Origin of the sequence: Corynebacterium incognita, assembly GCF_014217255.1 — a bacterium.
Taxonomy (GTDB): domain Bacteria; phylum Actinomycetota; class Actinomycetes; order Mycobacteriales; family Mycobacteriaceae; genus Corynebacterium; species Corynebacterium incognitum.
In genome coordinates this window covers 686,462-705,164 of sequence record NZ_CP059404.1, presented here as the reverse complement: position 1 = coordinate 705,164, position 18,703 = coordinate 686,462, and the positions used below count along the sequence as shown (strand labels likewise).

General features: G+C 62.9%; 15 protein-coding genes, 2 tRNA genes and 1 pseudogene. 12 read left to right on the top strand and 6 right to left on the bottom strand.

Annotated features, from left to right (window positions below; genetic code table 11):
* The first annotated feature begins 1 nt into the window (after position 1).
* On the top strand, positions 2-1,504 hold the full coding sequence (crtI, locus tag H0194_RS03270; protein ID WP_185176427.1) for a phytoene desaturase family protein: 1,503 nt from the start codon (positions 2-4) through the stop codon (positions 1,502-1,504).
* Positions 1,505-1,585: 81 nt separating this feature from the next.
* On the opposite strand, the gene pepN is transcribed toward crtI, so the two are convergent.
* Entirely contained in the window at positions 1,586-4,120 is a 2,535-nt protein-coding gene (gene pepN / locus H0194_RS03265; RefSeq protein ID WP_185176426.1) for an aminopeptidase N, read from the bottom strand.
* Between the two features lie 103 nt (positions 4,121-4,223).
* Between pepN and H0194_RS03260 the strand changes: the two genes are divergently transcribed.
* Positions 4,224-4,847 (top strand): mycothiol-dependent nitroreductase Rv2466c family protein, encoded by a 624-nt coding sequence (locus H0194_RS03260; RefSeq protein ID WP_185176425.1) that lies wholly within the window; start codon positions 4,224-4,226, stop codon positions 4,845-4,847.
* Between the two features lie 24 nt (positions 4,848-4,871).
* Here H0194_RS03260 and H0194_RS03255 read toward each other — a convergent pair whose 3' ends face one another.
* On the bottom strand, positions 4,872-5,303 hold the full coding sequence (locus H0194_RS03255) for a hypothetical protein (RefSeq protein ID WP_185176424.1): 432 nt from the start codon (positions 5,301-5,303) through the stop codon (positions 4,872-4,874).
* A 144-nt stretch (positions 5,304-5,447) separates the two neighbouring features.
* On the opposite strand from H0194_RS03255, the gene H0194_RS03250 reads away from it, so the two are divergent.
* Entirely contained in the window at positions 5,448-5,930 is a 483-nt protein-coding gene (locus H0194_RS03250) for a ribose-5-phosphate isomerase (protein WP_185176423.1), read from the top strand.
* Between the two features lie 108 nt (positions 5,931-6,038).
* Here H0194_RS03250 and H0194_RS03245 read toward each other — a convergent pair whose 3' ends face one another.
* Together H0194_RS03245 and H0194_RS03240 are read right to left on the bottom strand one after the other, a co-directional pair.
* Positions 6,039-6,869 carry an aldo/keto reductase gene (locus H0194_RS03245; protein ID WP_185176422.1) on the bottom strand — a complete coding sequence of 277 codons (831 nt, stop codon included), beginning with the start codon at positions 6,867-6,869 and terminating at the stop codon, positions 6,039-6,041.
* A 56-nt stretch (positions 6,870-6,925) separates the two neighbouring features.
* Positions 6,926-7,720, bottom strand: coding sequence for a DUF1542 domain-containing protein (locus H0194_RS03240; protein WP_185176421.1), 795 nt, complete (start codon positions 7,718-7,720; stop codon positions 6,926-6,928).
* Between the two features lie 133 nt (positions 7,721-7,853).
* Here H0194_RS03240 and H0194_RS03235 point away from each other — a divergent pair.
* Positions 7,854-7,928: transfer RNA gene (locus tag H0194_RS03235), tRNA-Gly, on the top strand.
* Positions 7,929-8,061: 133 nt separating this feature from the next.
* Here the strand turns inward: H0194_RS03235 and H0194_RS03230 are convergent.
* Positions 8,062-9,248 (bottom strand): annotated as a pseudogene (locus H0194_RS03230) (IS1249 family transposase).
* Between the two features lie 215 nt (positions 9,249-9,463).
* A complete protein-coding gene (locus H0194_RS03225) occupies positions 9,464-9,667 on the bottom strand; it encodes a cold-shock protein (RefSeq protein WP_185176420.1) in 204 nt (67 codons plus the stop codon).
* Between the two features lie 325 nt (positions 9,668-9,992).
* Here H0194_RS03225 and H0194_RS03220 point away from each other — a divergent pair, with 325 nt between their 5' ends.
* The 8 genes from H0194_RS03220 to H0194_RS03185 all read left to right on the top strand — a co-directional run bounded on the left by H0194_RS03220 (position 9,993) and on the right by H0194_RS03185 (position 18,681).
* Entirely contained in the window at positions 9,993-11,639 is a 1,647-nt protein-coding gene (locus H0194_RS03220; RefSeq protein WP_185176419.1) for an ABC transporter transmembrane domain-containing protein, read from the top strand.
* Positions 11,636-13,450: an ABC transporter ATP-binding protein gene (locus H0194_RS03215; RefSeq protein ID WP_185176418.1), complete on the top strand. Its 1,815-nt coding sequence runs from the start codon at positions 11,636-11,638 to the stop codon at positions 13,448-13,450. Before H0194_RS03220 ends, H0194_RS03215 begins: the two co-directional genes overlap by 4 nt.
* A gap of 84 nt (positions 13,451-13,534) precedes the next feature.
* Positions 13,535-13,608, top strand: a tRNA-Pro gene (locus H0194_RS03210).
* A gap of 344 nt (positions 13,609-13,952) precedes the next feature.
* Positions 13,953-15,308: a trigger factor gene (gene tig, locus H0194_RS03205; protein ID WP_185176417.1), complete on the top strand. Its 1,356-nt coding sequence runs from the start codon at positions 13,953-13,955 to the stop codon at positions 15,306-15,308.
* A gap of 183 nt (positions 15,309-15,491) precedes the next feature.
* The gene (locus H0194_RS03200; RefSeq protein WP_185176416.1) at positions 15,492-16,091 is read left to right on the top strand and encodes an ATP-dependent Clp protease proteolytic subunit; all 600 of its coding nucleotides are present in this window, start codon (positions 15,492-15,494) and stop codon (positions 16,089-16,091) included.
* A 50-nt stretch (positions 16,092-16,141) separates the two neighbouring features.
* Complete coding sequence (locus H0194_RS03195) at positions 16,142-16,762, top strand: ATP-dependent Clp protease proteolytic subunit (RefSeq protein ID WP_185176851.1); 621 nt, start codon at positions 16,142-16,144, stop codon at positions 16,760-16,762.
* Between the two features lie 133 nt (positions 16,763-16,895).
* The gene (locus H0194_RS03190; RefSeq protein WP_185176415.1) at positions 16,896-17,831 is read left to right on the top strand and encodes a carbohydrate ABC transporter permease; all 936 of its coding nucleotides are present in this window, start codon (positions 16,896-16,898) and stop codon (positions 17,829-17,831) included.
* Between the two features lie 4 nt (positions 17,832-17,835).
* Positions 17,836-18,681 (top strand): carbohydrate ABC transporter permease, encoded by an 846-nt coding sequence (locus tag H0194_RS03185; protein ID WP_185176414.1) that lies wholly within the window; start codon positions 17,836-17,838, stop codon positions 18,679-18,681.
* The last annotated feature ends 22 nt before the right edge of the window (positions 18,682-18,703 follow it).

Below are 18,703 nucleotides of genomic sequence, written 5' to 3'. Positions count from 1 at the left end.
CATGAAGATTGCAGTCATCGGCGCCGGCGTCGCCGGCCTGGCCGCCGCGGGTTTGCTCGCGCGCGACGGCCACGAGGTCACCGTGTACGAGAAGGGGAGCGGGCCCGGCGGTCGCGCGGGCAGCCTGGAGGTGGAGGGTTTCCGCTTCGACACCGGCCCGAGCTGGTACCTCATGCCGGAGGCCTTTGACCATTTCTTTGAACAGATGGGCACCACTACTGCGCAGCAGCTGGACCTCGTGGCTTTGGAACCGGGCTACCGCGTGGCTACGGACGGTCACCCGCCAGTGGACGTCCACCCGCGCACGATCCGCGACACCTTCGACGAGCTCGAGCCGGGCAGCTGGAGCACGCTCGACGATTATCTGCGCCGCGCCGCTGACATCTACGACCTGGCGCTGCGTCGCTTCCTCTACACCGACTTCCGCAGCCCGCGCCCCTTCCTGGACCGCGAGGTCCTGCGCCGCCCGCACAGCTTTATCAATCAGCTGCTGGCCCCGCTCTCGCACCACGTTCGCCGCCAGTTCACCCACCCGGTGCTGCGCCAGATCCTGGAATACCCCGCCGTGTTCCTGGCCACCCGCCCGGACAAGGCCCCGGCGCTCTATCACCTGATGAGTCACACCGACCTCACCCTCGGTCCGCAGTACCCGCAGGGCGGCTTCGCCACGCTTGTCGACGCCCTGTATTCCCTCGCCCGCCAACACGGCGCGCGGTTCGAGTTCGCCACCGCGGTGGACGAGATTAGGGTGCACGGCAAGCAAGCCAGGGGAGTGATGGCAGGCGGGGTGTTTTACCCTTACGACGCAGTGGTCTCCGCCGCGGATTACCACTTCACCCAGCAGCATCTGCTGGCCACACCGCACCGCTCACAGTCCCCGGGCCGCGTGGACGCGCATGATCCAGGCATGTCCAGCGTGCTGGTGATGCTCGGCGTCCGCGGCGAGACCCCGGAGCTCGCGCACCACACGCTGCAGCTGTCCGCGGATTGGGACGCGGACTTCGATGCGGTCTTCGGCGATGGCGGCGATGATGCGGGCGCCTCGCGCTCCATCTACATCTCGCGTCCTTCCGCGACGGATCCTGACGTGGCACCCGCGGGTCATGAGAACCTGTTCATCTTGGTCCCCGTCCCCGCGGACCCGAGCATCGGCCGCGGCAGCGCCTACGCCGACCAGTCGTCGCCGCAGGTGGAGGCCATTGCGGACGCCGCTGTCTCGCGCGTGGCTGAGCTCGTCCCGGACCTGGCTGAGCGCATCGTGGTGCGCCGCACGCTCGGCCCCGGCGACTTCGCGCAGCGCTACAACTCTTTTATGGGCTCGTCCATCGGCCCGGCTCACACGCTGGCGCAGTCCGCGATGTTCCGTGCTCCCGCGCAGCACCGCAAGGTCCGCGGACTGTACTATGCGGGCGGCACCGTGGCTCCGGGCGTCGGCGTGCCCATGTGCCTCATCTCCGCCGAGAACGCGCGCGACCTCATCCGCCGCGCTGCCCGCAGCGCTTAATCCCGCACTACGTTACTAATGATCCGTTTTGTCTATCGAAAAGCAGTAAGCAAACAGGATCATTAGTAACGAAAGGGAGCATTAGCCGCGCGCGTCGACGGCGCGGTTATGCAGCGCGCGCACCGTGCGGGCGCGCTGCTCCGCGATGATGCGGCGCAGGCCGCCCGGCAGCTCCTTGGCCAAAAACTCGTCCGCGCGGGCCAGGCCGTCTTCGGTGATATCCCAGGAGGGGAAGAGGCCCTCCACCGTCGCGGTGGCCACCTCGTTGGAGTCGGCCTTCCAGAAGCTTTCTGCACGCTTGTAGAACTCCGCGTTCTTTTCCTGCAGGAACTCCGTGTAGCCCGCAAACCGCAGGCCCGCCAGCGTGGAGTCCAGGGCGCGGTTGCCCAGCGATTGCCCGGCCACCTCGTCCCACGCCGCAATCTTGGCCGACGGCGAGTTGATAGCCGCCTGCGCCTTCAGCGCGTACTGCTGGCTCAACGCCGAGGAATCGCGCGCCAGCTCCGCAGAGATCGCATCGCCGGACAGCGTCCCCTCGGCTACCAGAGCAGTCACGGCCTTCCAGCGCAGATCATTGTCCGTGCTGTTGTCCACGATGTCCTGCATCAGCGCGCGGGAATCCTCCGAGAGCGGCTGCGCCGCCAGCGCCTGGGTAAAGATCAGCGAGCGCTCCTTGTCCTCAAGGCGTGCGCCCTGCACAAAGGCCTCGTTGAGCAGCGCCCAGCCATGCTCCTTGGCCCACTCCGGGTCCGCGTAGTTGAAGACCGCCGTCGCCGCCTGCGACACGATGCGCTCCAGCACGCCCAACTCAGTCTCGGCCCCCGCGCCGCGGGCGACCAGCGCTGCGAAGTCGCGCGCCCGCATCGTGCCGCCGCGGGTCATCTCCCACGCGGTGGACCAGCACAGCGTGCGCGCCATTGGGTCGGCAATCTTGTCGATGTTCGCCACCGCGAAAGCCAGCGAGTCCGCGTCGAGCTCCTGCAGGCAGTAGGTCAGATCGTCGTCGTTGACCAGCACGAGGTCCGCCTTGTCGGCGCCGACCAGCTCTGGCACCTCCGTGCGCTCGCCCGCAATATCCAACTCCACGCGCTGGGTGCGCACGACCTTGTCACCCTGCAGCGAGTACAGGCCCACCGCGATGCGGTGCGTGCGCAAGGTCTTGCCGGACTGACGCACGGCGAAGGAGGTGTACGCGCCGTCGGTAAGCTCACATTCGGCGGCCAAGGTGTTGACGCCGGAGGTCTTTAGCCATTCGTCGGCCCAGAAGGACAGGTCGCGCCCTGAAGCCTCCGTCAGGTGACCCAGCAGGTCGTCGAAGGTGGCGTTACCGAACGCGTGCGCGGCGAAGTGGCGGCGTACCCCGGCGAAGAACTCCTCGCGCCCCACATATGCCTGCAGCTGCTTGAGCACGCTGGCGCCCTTGGCGTAGGTGATGCCGTCGAAGTTCTGCTCCACGGTCTCGATGTCGGAGGCGTCCGTGGAAATCGGGTGCGTGGTGGGCAGTTGATCCTGCTGGTAAGCCCACGCCTTCTCGACGTTCGCGAACGTCACCCACGCGGTGTCGTACTGCGTGGCCTCCGCCTGGGAGATGGCGGCGGACCAGGTGGCGAAGGACTCATTGAGCCACAGGTCGTCCCACCAGCGCATGGTCACCAAGTCGCCGAACCACATGTGCGCGAGCTCGTGCAGCACGGTATCTGCGCGGCGCTCGTACTTGTAGTGGGTGGCCTGGGAGGAGAAGACGTACTCGTCGCGGATGGTCACGCAGCCGGAGTTCTCCATGGCGCCGGCGTTGAACTCGGGCACGAAGATCTGGTCGTACTTACCAAACGGGTAGGCCACCCCGAAGTTGGCGTGGTAGAAGTCAAAGCCTTGCTTGGTCTCGGTGAACAGGCGCTCGGCGTCCAGGTGCTCGGCCAGCGACTGGCGGCAGTACAGGCCCAGCGGCACAGTGAGTTCGCGCGGCTGGTCGGCAGGGGTTTCGGCGTGGTGGATAAGCTCGCCGCGCCAGGTGTCGGTGACCTCGTAGTAGGGGCCCGCGCACAGCGCGACCAGGTAGGTGGACAGCGGGTAGCCGATGCGCGAGGTCCACACCGCGGTGTCTTCCTCCGCGCCGTCCGCTCGCGTCTGCAGCTCGTTGGAGATGACCGTCCAGTCTGCGGGCACGGTGTATTCGAGGTCGTAGGTGGCCTTCAGGTCCGGCTGATCAAAGCAGGCGAACACGCGCTTGGCGTCTGCGGTTTCGAACTGGGTGTAGAGGTAGACGTTGTCATCAGCAGGATCCACGAAGCGGTGCAGGCCCTCGCCGGTGCGCGAGTAGGGGATGGTGGCCTCTACCACGACCTCATAAGCGCCCGGCTGCAGCTGCAGCGGGATGCCGGCTTCCGCCGAGTACTCAAACGAAAGCTCCTCGCCGTTGACGGTGACCTTCTCCACCGTCTCTGCGCGCAGGTCCAGGAAGGTTTCTCCGGCGCCCACCGCCTCAAACGTCACGACGGTCTGGGATTTAAAATGCGTCTCCGATCCGGTCAAGTTCAACGCGACGGCGTAGTTGCCCATCGTGATGAGCCCACTGCGGTGGGCAGCTTCCTCGCGAGTGAGGTTAATGGAGGTCACAGCGTTATCTCCTTGGTTGTGGGAATTGTTGACTGACAACCAGCCTAACGCCGGCCTAGTCTGGGGGAGGCACAACGCAGCAATTATTTACAAGGAGTATCCAATGTCCTCACAGGTCACTTTTTGGTTCGACGTCTCGTGCCCGTTCGCGTGGGCTACCTCCCGCTGGATGAAGGAAGTGGAAAAGGTCCGCGACATTTCCGTCGATTTCGTGCCCATGTCCCTCTCCGTGCTCAATGACGGCCGCGACCTCGACCCCGCCTACATGGAGAAGATGAAGGCCAACTGGGGCCCGGCCCGCGTGTTCGCCAAGGTCAAGGACGAGCAGCCGGACAAGATTGACGAGCTGTACACCACGATGGGCACCATCATTCACGGTGAGGGCAACGGCGGCAAGGAAGGCTTCGGCGCCTACGACGACATCATCGCCACCGCCCTGGAGAAGGTCGGCCTGGACGCCTCTTTCGCTGACGTGGCCAACACCGAGGACGTCGACGACAGGCTGCGTGCTTACCACCAGGGCGCCATGGATGCCGTGGGCGACGAGGTGGGTACTCCCGTAGTCAAGCTTGGCGACGCCGCGTTCTTCGGCCCCGTCATCACCCGCATCCCCACGGGCGAGGAGGCAGGCAAGCTTTTCGACGCCTCCGTCACCCTCGCGGGCTTCCCGTACTTCTATGAGCTCAAGCGCACCCGCACCGAGATGCCGCAGGTCAAGAACGCTTAAGAGCCGGGGGCTTGAGGTCAAGAGCTACTGCGCGTTCTGGATGACTTCCTCTACCTGCGCGCAGAGTTCTTCGTCAGTGATATAGCCCTGCTGGCAGCCGTATTGGGTCTGTAGCTCGCCCGAGCTGGGATTACGGTTGCCGTTGGGCGCGGTGCCGTACCCGCACTCGGCTGCCGGACAGTCAGGGCTGGCGCCGCCCTGTGGTACTTCCTGCTGCGGGGCCTGCTGTTGCGGGGCTTCCTGCTGTGGGGCTTCCGGTTGCTCTACCTGCGGCGTCGGTGTGTTCGTGGTTGGGTCTGCGGCAGACGTCGTCGTCGTGGGAGCCGACGACGATGAAGTGGCAGGGGACTCAGGGGCAGTGACCGTGACGGTGGCTGGGCCGGCTGCGTCGTTGTCCGAGCATCCTGTCAGAGCCATCGCGGCGGCGAAAGCAAAGCAAAGCGCACGACATTTCATGTGCCGAGTGTGACACACCTGCACCCGGCCGTCCACACTTCTGCGGACTTGCTTAGTCAAATTTTGGCAAAGCGTGCATTTTTTCTTCTACTTAATGAGTGATCAGAACACCCTAAGACAGTAATAACGGCTATGATCAAGGCCATGCGCGTTTACTTAGGAGCGGACCACGCAGGGTTCGAGATGAAGAATGCTATTGCAGAGCACCTCAAGTCCTCTGACCACGAGGTCATTGACTGCGGTGCTCACACCTACGATGCTGACGACGACTACCCGGCATTTTGCATCGAGGCTGCCCAGTGCGTCGTCAACGATCCTGGCTCCCTAGGCATCGTCCTCGGTGGCTCCGGCAACGGCGAGCAGATTGCCGCCAACAAGGTGAAGGGCGCGCGCTGCGCCCTGGCTTGGTCTGAGGAGACCGCGCGCCTGGCCCGCGAGCACAATAACGCTCAGCTCATCGGCATCGGTGGCCGCATGCACTCTAAGGAAGAGGTTCTTGCGATTGTAGACGCCTTCCTGGATCAGGAGTGGTCTCGCGCGGAGCGCCACCAGCGCCGCATCGACATTCTGTCTGATTACGAGCGCACCGGCATCGCGCCCGAGCTGCCTGAGGCCCCGCAGTCCTAAAGCGCAGGACTTAAACGACCAAAAAGTTCCTACTCCCAGGGGATCGTTGAAGATCCTGACGAGTGTAGGAACTTTTGGTTTTTTCGGGCGGCCTTGACCAGATATTCTTTAGCCGAACTCCAGCGGGTCCGGTCCCACGCGGCCGTCCTCGCCGCGGTCCAGATCTGTAATTGCGGCCATCTCGTCCTCGGTCAGCTCGAAGCCGAAGACATCAAAGTTCTCCTTGATGCGCGCCGGGGTAGCGGTCTTGGGGAACAAGATGGTGCCGTTCTGCAGATGCCAGCGGATTACCACCTGGCCCGGCGTGACGCCGTGCGCCGCGGCGGCCTCGGTTATTTCCGGCTGGTCCAGGATGTCGGTTTCGCCCTGGCCCAGCGGCGACCACGCCTCCACATGGATCTTGTGGCTGCGGGCGGCGTCCACGTCCTTCCAACGCTGGAAGTAGGGGTGCAGCTCGATCTGATTGACCACCGGGGTGACATCGGTGGCCATCTCTAGCTTGTCCAGGTGTGCTGGGGTGAAGTTGGACACGCCAATGGACTTGGTCAGCCCCGCCTCGCGCAGTGTGATCAGCTGCTTCCAGGCGTCCACATACTTGTCCTGCTGCGGGCACGGCCAGTGGATAAGGTACAGGTCCACGTAGTCCAGCTGCAGCTTGGCCAGGGATTCCTTGAGGGCAGCCTCGGCGTCATCATGGCGATCGTTCCACAGCTTCGTGGTGATAAACAGCTCCTCGCGCGGAATGCCGGACGCCGCAATGGCGGCGCCCACGCCTTCTTCGTTGCCGTAGATAGCCGCAGTGTCGATGTGCCGGACACCCGCCTCCAGCGCGGCGGTCACCAGCTTCTCGGTCTCCGCCGGGTCCACCTGGAACACGCCGTAGCCGAGCTGCGGGATCTCATTGCCGTCGTTGAGCTTGATAGTCGGTGTTGAAGTCATGCGCCCCAATGTACGCCTCAACAATTCAGCTCCGCAGGCACCTATCTAACTCACATCTAGAAGTCGAAGTCGAAATCAAACCCGTCGCCGCCGAACAGGCCACCGTCCTCGCCGCCGCCAAAGAAGCCACCCTCGTCACCGCCGCCGACATCACCGGCGTCACCGGCATCGCCCATGTCGCCGCCTTCAACCGCGTCGACGCCGCCGGCCTCGGCCACGTCGCCGTCATAGCTCACGCCGCTCATGCCCATGAACAGCGAGTTGAACATCATGGAGTAGCCCATCATCCACACGCCAGTGGTGAGCGCATCAGCCCACCACGGGGTGGAGTACCAGCCGGCCGGGACCGGGCGGCCGGCCACCTTGCCGCCGGGGTAGTAGTTTGGCGTCGCCGCGGACGCGTACGGGGAAGCGGTAATCTTCTTGCCCTCGTGCTCGATGGTGCGTTCCTCGGTGACCTTGCCGGCCTCGCGCTGGCCTTCCAGCGGCGGCAGCTCCGGCCCGGGCGGCATGCCCATGATGTCGCGTGCGGCCTGCACGTAGTGCATGCCCTCCAGCGCGGACTCGCGCGCGAGCAGCGCCTGCTTCGACGTGGTGGCACGCGCAATCGCGGAGTTCGCGGCGGTAAAGCGTTCGGAGGCGTCCGCCATCGCTTGGGTGGAGGCGGTGTCGTTGCCCGCGACGTTCATAACCTGCCCGCCGAGGCGCTCGGTCCAGCGGCGCGCGTCCGCGAGTGCGTCGTGGAATGCTTCCTCTTCCTTACGCGCCTTCTGCTTTTTAGAATTGGCGTTGTACCACCACGCACCGCCGCCGATGACCGCACCGATTACGATTAGCTCTCCGAGTGCCACTTAAAGTCCCAAACCCTTTTCTCGTTTCATTGACCTAACACTTGTCACAACGGCTACAGCACGGTTTTAGTTCCCTGCCAACGCGGGATTTGTAGCATTCCACCGGTGTTTGTTAGATTAAAGGGCACCCTAGGGGAATGTCGTATAGTGGCTAATACCTCAGCCTTCCAAGCTGAAGACGCGGGTTCGATTCCCGTCATTCCCTCCAATTTTCCGGCGGCATGTGCTTTTCGACGAGCCCGTGCCGCCGGTTAGTTTTTCCTCCCCGTTCGAGGAGGACATGCAAAAACCGGGTTAAGTAGCAAAAAGTGTGTCTGCCGGCGTGTCGTCGGCATCGGGGGTTAGCGTAGTGGGCCTTTCCGGATTCTGATGTCGGGGTCGTAGGTGTCTGGGATAGTGTTGTCGTAGAAGGCTGGGCGTCCGGTTTCTTGGTCGGCTGCGTTGTGGTCTTCAGGTTCTAGGTCGTTGACTTTGGCGAGTTGATCTAGTCCGAAGTTGCACTGCCTGGCGATTTGTAATGGGTCGTCAGGCAGTTGCGTTTTGCTGTGCAGCCACCACTCGAGCATGCGCCGTTGTCGCTCTCCTGAACGCCCTCTGTGTATTCGGGCTAAGAGCTTGAGTTGGGAGTTGATTGCTCCTTCCAGGCTGTTTGTCGTCGATGCCCATTGTGGGTTGATGGATTTCGGGTCGGGTTCGATGTAGGTAAACAAGAATCCTTTCTTCGATAGGTTCAGCAACGACATGTAGGCCTGGCGCACGCGTGGGTGGGTGTATTCCCAGGTTTTTGTGGCGGTGCGTCGGTCTTTGGGCAGTGGTGTCTTTTCGTTGAGGAAGTCGTGGTAGACCTGCCCGTATTCGTGTAGGTGGACTGTCCATTGCGCTGCTTGTTCCGCTGTAGAAACAGCGGTGAACTGTAGTGCTAGTTGGTAGATGGCTTGTCCTGCAGGGGTGCGTGCCGGCTGGTGGTGTAGCGGCGTATGACGCGTTGTGCGTGGACGAGGCAGCGTTGAATTTTGGTGTTGGGCCACAGCTTTTTAATCGCGCTATATGCGCCGCGTCCGCCGTCCATGACAACGCATAGCGGCGGCGCTAGTTGGCTGAGCAGTTCTAGGTAGGCCTGTGTTGATTCGGCTTTCGCCCAGTGCCAGGTGATGACATGGGTGCGGGTAGCGGCGATAAGCAGGCATCCTGCGGCGGTGTAGGTGCCGTCGATAAAGACCTGGTCAAAGATGCGTTCCGGGTCGACCGTGTTGGGGATGTCGATAAGCCACAACGGCCGGAAGCGTCGATCCATACTCCACCTGCTTAGCCCACGTTCCTGAGCGATGGCGCTAAGCGTTTTATGCGCGGTGACGTAGGCGTGGAAATCGAGGAAATCTTGGGTGTGGCGCTTATCCGTCCTGGAACGTGTCAGGGATTGTCCGCAGCTGGGTGCGGTGCAGCGCCAGCGGGTTTTGCCTGCTTTTGTTGTGCCGTTTTTCTTCATCGCCCCTGCACAACCGGGACATCGTGGTCTGTTTGTAGTCACCGAACTAGCAAACAAGATCCGCTTACCACACCAGCTCGTCAGATCCCGGTATTGAACGAAAACGGAGGTGGAATAACGCCGCAGACGTTATTCCACCCTGATTTATCTACTCTTACCAGCATGTATCACGGTTTACTGGACACACTTTTTGCTACTTAACCCCAAAAACCGCCCGCGCCAGAAGGCGGGGCGGTTGGTGCGAGGGGAGTTAGCGCTTAGACAGCGGAAACCTGCTGGGCCTGCGGGCCCTTCTGGCCCTGGCCAGTCTCGAACTCGACGCGCTGGTTCTCTTCCAGGTTGCGGAAGCCGCCACCGGTGATTTCAGAGAAGTGTACGAAGAGGTCAGCGGAGCCGTCATCAGGGGTGATGAAGCCGTAGCCCTTGTCGCTGTTGAACCATTTAACGATGCCCTGGGACATGTGAATACCTTTTTCCTTGAGGATGTTGATACGTCGGCTAGCAAACTGTACTAGCGCAACGAGTCGTTGGAACTCCTAGAATCTTGAACCCTCAAAGCGGTGAAGCTAGTGGAGTGAAACTTAGGGGCCCGCGTAATAAATTTCCTGCGAGCGTAAAACGAATAAACCTTTTAACCACTGTGCAATCTAACCGCGACTAGGACTCAGTGTGTCACAGTGCGGGGCCAATGGGAACCGGGGGTGACGGCGCGCCGAGGGACGGGGGTGGTGGCCATTGGGGGAAAACGGCCTTGTCAGCGCGGCCGTTGGGTTAGGCTTTTGAGCCATGAGCAGCACCGCAAGTGATATCGAAGAGGCGCCGGGGGAGTACCCGCGGTACTCGCGGCTGCGCACGTGGTCGTGGTACGCGCCGGAAGCGCCGCGCACAGATGAGACGATGGCGCGCGGCGTCAATTGGGCGAAGCCGGCCAAGGCCACGTGGCAGTTGATGTTTGCCGAGCGCACCGCGGTGTGGGCCATTGTTGTCAGCGTGGCGATCACCGCGCCGTTATCCGCGTTGTTGTCCGTGGTGGTCGGCCGCGCCACCGAGCACGTGTTCAACCAGCCTGGCTGGGCGGTGTTCGTGTGGCCCGCGGTCATCATCACCGTGTTGCTGTTCGTACAGTGGCTGGCCGAGTCCACCCTGGACGCGTTCACGGATCTGGGACAGGCCCGTACCACGCACAACCTGCGCCTTTCGTTGCTGGGCTGGATGTTGGACTCGAGCACCAAGAACGTGAGCCCCGGCCGCCTCCTCAACACGATGGATGAGGACAGCAGCTATATCGGCCAGCTCAAGCAGGTGCTCAACTTCCCCCTGGTGATGGTGGGGTACCTTATCGGCGCGATTATCTCGCTGGCGCCGCTCGCTCCGAAGGTGGCGCTGGTGCTGCCCATCGCCGCGGTGTGCACGGCGTTGGTGTCGTGGGCCACGGCCGCGCCGCTGACCCGCGCTGCGACTCGACGCCGCGAGATGGAAAACGTGTCCCTCTCCCTGGCCACCGACGTCGCGCAGGGCAACCGCGTGGTCAAGGGCTTGGGTGCGGGGGCGATCGTGCAGGAGCGCTTCGGCACGCTTGCCGACGACGCACTCGAGGCCATGCTCGCAGAAAACCGCCGCATCCTCGTCTTCTCGCTGCTGCGCCAAGCCACGAGCACGGTGTGGGTGCTTGCCATCGTGGCGTGGTCGGCGTGGGAGACCAACGCCGGGCGGATGCCTGCGGGCACGCTCATGTCGATTATCATGCTGGTGCCGCCCGCGCTGACCACGTTGGGCGTCTCGCTGGGCTTCCTCATTGATTTCTGGGCTCGCGGCGCAGCGTCCGCGCAGCGCATCGGTGAGCTGCGCGCTGAGCTCGCAGCAGCACCGGCGGACGCCCCGGCAGCCGCCCCTACCGGCGCGACCGGCGACAGTGCGGAGCCACCGCTCGTGCCCGGCGGGCTGACAGTGTGGCGGCCGGTCTCCCTCGAAGGCCGCGCGCAGGTGCGGCTATGGACGGCCCAGCTGGCCGCCGACGGTGCGCTGTGCCCGCCGCACAAGGTCGCGGTCATGGAGGGCACGCTCGTGGACAACCTCAATCCGTTGGGGGAGATCCCGGCCGCCGACGTCCACGCCGCAGTGACGGCCGCGGCGTGCGAGGACATCATCGCGCGCCTCGGCGACTTTGGCGAAGGCGGCGCGCTGCCCACCGCGCCCATCGGCGAGGCGGGGCTCAACCTGTCCGGCGGCCAGCGCCAACGCGTGGCACTGGCCCGGGCACTCGCGGTGCGCCCTGAGGTGTTGGTGCTCGACGAACCCACCACCGGGCTCGATTCGTTGACCCTCGCGAACGTCGCCGAGCGCGTGGCCACGCTTCGCCGCGGGCAGACCACCGTGGTCATCACCACGGCGGCCACCTGGGCTCAGGTCGCCGACGAGGTGGTGGAGCTATGAGTGAGTCACGGGATCGTCGTCACGCAGATGTGCTCCTGCCCGCCGGGCCCAAGGCGATCGGCCGCTTCCTCAAGGACCTGCCGGGCTTCCCGAGCGCGGGCAAAGTTGTGCTGTTTGTACTGGTGGCCGCCGGAACCGTTACCGGCATGACGCTGACCTCCCAGGTGTTGGGGCGCGTCGTGGACATCATCGGTGGCACGGACGTCCCCGTCCTCGGCGGCGGGGACAAGGCGCTGCGGCTGGCCCTCATCCTGGTCGCGGTGGGCCTGGCGGTGGAGCTCGTCGGGCGCGTGCTCATTACCTTTATGGTCAACCACGGCTCGCGGACCACGGCGGTGTCCCTGCGCAAACGCGCCCTCGATTCGGTGATCCGCACCCCGGTGCCCACCATCATGGAACTGGGCACCGGTAACGTGATGACCCGGTTGTCCAAGGACATCGACACCCCTGTCATGACCCTGGCGATGATGGGCGACCGGCTCATGATCACCGCCTTCATCGTGCCCATTACCGCCACGACCATGGCGTTCATCCACCCGGCGTACCTCGTGCTGTTCCTGGCCATCGGCGCGGTGATGTACCCCTGGATTAAAACTATGGCCCGCGACATTCCCGCGGTGACCAACGTGGTCTCCTCCGTGGAAGCACAGCGCAACAACATCCTGCTGGACACCATCCGCGCGCTGGACACGCTGCGCCTGTTCACACTCGGAGGCTGGGCGCGGCAGCGCATGACCAGCTATTCCTGGGACACCGTGCAGGCCTGGGCGGACAAGATCCCGCTGTTTAACCGGGTGCTGAGCCAGGGCTCCACGGCGTTCGGCATGCTCCTGCTCGGCGGCCTGGCGATGAGTAAATTCATGGTGGACGCAGGCTGGCTCACCGTCGGCCAGGCAGCGGCAGCCATGCTGCTCATCATGCGCCTGGAGGTCCATGTGTTCAACCTCCTGCTCTTCGCCGGCGACCTCCAGCACGCGGTCACCGCACTCGGCCGGGCGGTGGCCTTGGCCCAGCTTGGCGACGCCCCCTCCGGCACCGCCGATCCTTCCGTGACGGTGTCTCCGGCCCCGGACGTGGTCATCACGGACGTGACCTTTGCCTACCCGGGCGGGGCGGCGGTGCTCGACGGCATCGACCTGACGCTGGCAGGCGGCACGACCACCGCGCTGGTGGGCACCTCGGGCGCGGGCAAGTCCACGTTGGCGGCGCTGGTGGCGGGGCTGCAATACCCGACGTCGGGAAGCATTGTCGTGGGCGGGGTGGACACCGCGACGGTGCCCAACTCCTGGGTGACCCAGCACGTGGCGCTGGTGACGCAGGATGTGCACTTGTTCTCCGGCAGCCTGCGCGACGACCTGCTGCTGGCCGCGCCGGGCGCGAGCGATGCGGTGCTGCTCGCGGCGCTGCAGGAGGTCGGCCTGGCGCCGGGGACGGATGCGTGGGACCGCTGGCTACCGGACGGGCTGGACACGCTTGTGGGTGCGGGTAACGAGGACGTGGGGCCGGAGGTCGCGCAGCAGATTTCGCTGGCGCGGATGGTGCTGCGGCAGCCGCCGGTGCTGATTATGGATGAGGCCACCTCGGAGGCCGGCAGCGAGCACGCCGTGGTGCTCGAGAGCGCGGCGCGGGCGGTGACGAAGGGCCGGACGGCGCTGGTGGTCGCGCACCGTCTGGACCAGGCGCGGGAGGCGGACCGCATCATCGTGATGGAGGCCGGGCAGATTGTCGAGGACGGCGACCACGACAGCCTCATCGCTCGCGGCGGCCGCTACGCGCGCAGCTACGCCCAGTGGGCGAGCGGGCAGGGCTGATTTGGTGAAAGCTTTGTGCCCGTTGTAAGGTATCCATTCGTACGCAAACGCGCCTGTGGTTTTAAAGTCGCAGCGCAGAGCTTACGGGGCGTGGCGCAGTTTGGTAGCGCACCTGCTTTGGGAGCAGGGGGTCGCAGGTTCAAATCCTGTCGCCCCGACATTCTGACCGGCAGCTTTCTTCGGAGAGTTGCCGGTTTTGTCTTGTCTGGCCCCCGAGGCGTGCCGCGCGGCAGGGCGCCCCACTGTCCACGCGTTAGGTTCGCACGCGGCGCGTTTTCGGGACAAACGCGTTGAAGTTGGGGCGGGGAATTTATGTTGTGAGCGCAAGTCAGGCAAAATGGCTCGATTTTTCACTGACTTGCGCTCACAACGTAAATGTCGCATGCGTGAAACCTGCGCGCGGCCCAGATTCATCGACCCTATTCATCTTCGCGTTACGCGGAATGGATAGACTAGGCCGAAGAAATTTAACTGTCACTTTGAAAAGCCAGGAGAGTAACTCGTGAAGACCACCGTGGACAAGCTGAGCGAGACCCGCGTCAAGCTCACCGTCAACGTTCCTTTTTCTGAGCTGGAGAAGGAAATCGAGCAGGCTTATGCTGCTGTAGCTCAGCAGGTCTCCATCCCCGGTTTCCGCAAGGGCAAGGCGCCCCGCCAGCTAATCGACGCCCGCTTCGGCCGCGGCCCCATCCTCGAGCAGGTTGTCAACGACATGCTGCCGACCCGCTATGAGCAGGCTCTCGAGGAAAACGAGATCAACCCGCTCGGCCAGCCGAACATCGACATCACCAAGATCGAGGACAACGACGTCGTCGAGTTCACCGCCGAGCTGGACGTGCGCCCTGAGATCAAGGTGCCGGACTTCTCCGCCATGTCCGTGACCGTCCCGGCCGTCAAGACCGACGACGAGGCAGTGGAGAAGGAGCTGGAGAACCTCGCCGAGCGCTTCGGTGAGCTCAAGGACACCAAGCGCAAGATGAAGACCGGCGACTTCGCCATCATCGACATCGACGTCGAGGTCGACGGCGAGAAGCTGGACGAGGCTTCGTCCGAGGGCCTGACCTACCAGATCGGTGACGACGACCTCATCAAGGGCCTGGACACTGCACTGCGCGGCATGAAGACCGACGAGGACGCCGAGTTCACCACCACCATCCAGTCCGGCCAGCACAAGGACAAGGAAGCCACCGTCAAGGTGCACGTCAAGCAGTCCAAGGAGCGCAAGCTGCCGGACATGGACGACGAGTTCGCACAGATGGCGTCCGAGTACGACACCATGGATGAGCTGCGCGAGGCCACCAAGTCCCAGGTCGCGGAGAACGGCAAGGCTGAGCAGGCCGGCGCTATCCGTGACGAGGTCCTGAAGGCCGCCCTGGCGGAGACCGAGTTTGAGCTGCCGACCTCTGTTGTTGAGGAGCAGGTTCACAACCAGCTGCACCAGGTGCTGGGCCAGCTGGCTCACGACGAGAAGGCTCTGGCTCAGCTGCTCGAGGCGCAGGGTACGTCCCGCGAGGAGTTCGATAAGCAGTCCCGTGAGCAGGCAGAGGAGTCCGTGCGCACCCAGCTGTTCCTGGACGCCGTGGCGGAGCAGGAGTCCCCGGAGGTGTCCCAGCAGGAGCTGACCGATCACATCCTGTTCACCGCGCAGTCCTACGGCATGGACCCGAACGAGTTCATCCAGCAGCTGCAGTCCTCCGGCCAGATCGCGAACCTGTTCTCTGACGTTCGCCGTGGCAAGGCCTTGGCTGCTGCTATTTGCCGCGTGTCCGTCACCGACGACGAGGGCAACAAGGTCGATCCGACCGAGTTCTTCGGCGAGGTCGAAGAGGACTCCGCGTCTGAGGAGTCCGCAGAATAAGCGCGGCGTCGCTGCGTAGCGACGTCGTCACGCCCGGCACAGTCTTTGCACTGTGCTGGGCTTTTTTATGCTTAACGACGCCCTGATCAGCTGTCAGCGAACAAATTACAACCGCCGAAAATTCGCGGGTAGTCTGGTGGCATTACCACTTCGACCGATTCATATGGGAGAACAACGATTTTTATGAGTAACAAGATTGAGATGTCGCAGGCAACCGCCGGCATGAACTTGGGCGACTCGGTGTACGAGCGCCTGCTGCGCGAGCGCATTATTTTCCTGGGCACCCAGGTGGACGATGAGATCGCGAACAAGCTGTGCGCGCAGATCCTCCTCCTGTCCGCTGAGGATCCCACCCGCGACATCTCGCTGTACATTAACTCGCCGGGTGGCTCCGTCACCGCGGGTATGGCTATCTACGACACCATGAAGTACTCGCCGTGCGACATCGCTACCTACGGCATGGGCCTGGCGGCGTCGATGGGCCAGTTCCTGCTCTCCGGCGGCACCAAGGGCAAGCGCTACGCCCTGCCGCACGCGCGCATCATGATGCACCAGCCTTCCGCTGGCGTGGGCGGTACCGCCGCGGACATCGCTATCCAGGCTGAGCAGTTCGCGCAGACTAAGCGCGAGATGGCGCAGCTCATCGCCGAGCACACCGGCCAGACCTTCGAGCAGATTACCAAGGACTCCGACCGTGACCGCTGGTTCACCGCGGAGCAGGCCAAGGAATACGGCCTAGTTGACCACGTCATTACCCTGGCTGAAGGCCCGCTGAGCAACTAAGACTTCCAAGGAGAACACGAATTATGTTTAACGCTTCGAACAACGCTCAGATGGCCGCACAGATGCCGCAGTCCCGCTACGTGTTGCCGTCCTTTATTGAGCAGTCCGCACAGGGCACCAAGGAAACCAACCCTTATTCCAAGCTCTTCGAGGAGCGCATCATCTTCCTGGGCACCCAGGTGGATGACACCTCCGCGAATGACGTGATGGCGCAGTTGCTGGTCCTCGAGGCGCAGGATCCGGACCGCGACATCACGATGTACATCAACTCCCCGGGCGGTTCCTTCACCGCGCTGATGGCTATCTATGACACGATGCGCTACGTCCGCCCGGACGTGCAGACCGTATGCCTGGGCCAGGCGGCCTCCGCCGCGGCGGTGCTGCTGGCTGCCGGTGCTCCGGGCAAGCGTGCGGCGTTGCCGAACGCCCGCGTGCTCATCCACCAGCCGGCCACCCAGGGCACCCAGGGCCAGGTTTCTGATTTGGAGATCCAGGCCGCTGAGATTGAGCGCATGCGTACCTTGATGGAGAACACGCTCGCCGAGCACACCGGTCGTTCCGCCGAGCAGATCCGCATCGACACCGACCGCGACAAGATTCTCACTGCCGAACAGGCGAAAGAGTACGGCATCATCGACCAGGTCTTTGATTACCGTAAGCTCAACGGCTAAAGCTTAGCTTTTAAACATAACGAGGGAAGCCCTGAACTGGGGCTTCCCTCGTTAGTTTTATGTCACCAAAATGTAACTCATTGTTTCATTTCCGTAATAACGCGGTTAAGATTGAACCTATATGTTCTCTTGAGTGGTTGTTCAAGAGCAAGTAAGTGCAACGGCGGAAAGTCCCGGCCGTCTGCGGAAAAGGGCCCAGGCGAAGCGTCGCCAAGAGTGGCTGCTGGCAGCGGCCCTGCTGGCGCCTAACCTCATCCTGCTGGGAGTGTTTACCTACCGGCCACTTCTGGATAACATCCGGTTGTCGTTTTTCCGGTGGAACATCTCGAGCCCGACGTCAACTTTCGTGGGCTTGGACAACTACATCGAGTGGTTTACCCGTGACGATACGAAGACCATCATCTTCAACACCGTGGTATTCAGCTTCTTTGCCGTGGTGGGCTCGATGGTTTTAGGCCTGGCCTTGGCGCTGTTGCTGAACCAGAAGCTGGTGGGCAAGAACTTCGCGCGCTCGGTAGTCTTTGCGCCGTTCGCTATTTCCGGCGCGGCAATTGGTGTGGCCTTCCAGTTCATTTTCGATCCCCGCTTCGGCCTCGTTCCGGAGATGCTGAGCTGGTTCGGCAACTCCTCCCCGGACTTCTACAACGTGCCGGGCTGGGCGCTGTTCATGGTGACGTTTACCTTCGTCTGGAAGAACCTGGGTTATACCTTCGTCATCTACTTGGGCGCACTGCAAGGCCTGTCCAAGGATCTCGACGAAGCCGCGGCCATCGATGGGGCCGGGTGGTGGACCCGCTTTAGCAAAGTGGTCATGCCGCAGCTGCGGCCGACCACCTTCTTCCTCTCCATTACCGTCACGCTCAACTCGGTGCAGGTCTTCGACATCATCAACGTCATGACTGCTGGCGGCCCGCAGGGCAACGGCACGACCACGCTGGTCTTCCAGATTTACCAGGAAACCTTCGTGAATTACCGGGCCGGCTACGGCGCCACCGCCGCCACCATCTTGTTCCTCTTCCTGCTCATCGTCACGATTGTGCAGGTCCGCGTCATGGATAAGCAGAGGTAGGACAATGAACCGATACGAAAAACCTGCCTCGAAGGCTGTGCGCCTGGGACTCGGCTACGTTGGCATTTTCCTTGTTTTGCTGTTCATTGGGCTCCCGTTGTTTTGGATCCTGATGACGTCGTTTAAGGCCAAGGGCGATATCTATACCGTTCCTGTCCACTGGCTCCCGCCCACGTGGGAGACCGCCAACTACGAGGATGCGACGTCGCGTGTCCCGTTCTGGAAGTATCTCCGAAACTCCATCATCATCACCTCCATCCTGTCCGCAGTGGAGATCGTGTTGGGGGTTATCTCGGCCTACGCGTTGGCCATCTTGCGCTTCCCGGGCAAAAACCTCGTGTTTTTGCTCATCATCTCTGCGCTCATGGTGCCCAGCGAGATCACCGTGATTTCCAACTACGCCCTGGTTAATTCCCTGGGGTGGCGCAACACGTTCGTGGGTATCATCGTGCCTTTGGCGGGCGTTGCGTTTGGCACATTCCTCATGCGCAACCACTTCCTTTCGCTCCCGTACGAGCTCATCGAAGCCGCCCGGATGGACGGCGCGGGGCCGGTCCGGTTGCTCACCAAGGTACTGCTTCCGATTTCGCTTCCCACCTTGGCGGCGTTCTCGGTCATCACCGTGGTCAACGAGTGGAACTCCTACCTGTGGCCGTTCCTCATCTCGGACACCGACAAGGTGGCTCCGCTGCAGGTGGGTCTCACCATGCTGCAGAACAACGACGGCGTCACCAACTGGGGACCCGTCATGGCGGCCACCATCCTCACCATCCTGCCCATGCTCATCATCTTCCTGGCTCTCCAGAAATGGATGATTCAGGGACTCACGTCGGGTGCCGTCAAGGGCTAACCCGCCAGTCAACTACAACTTC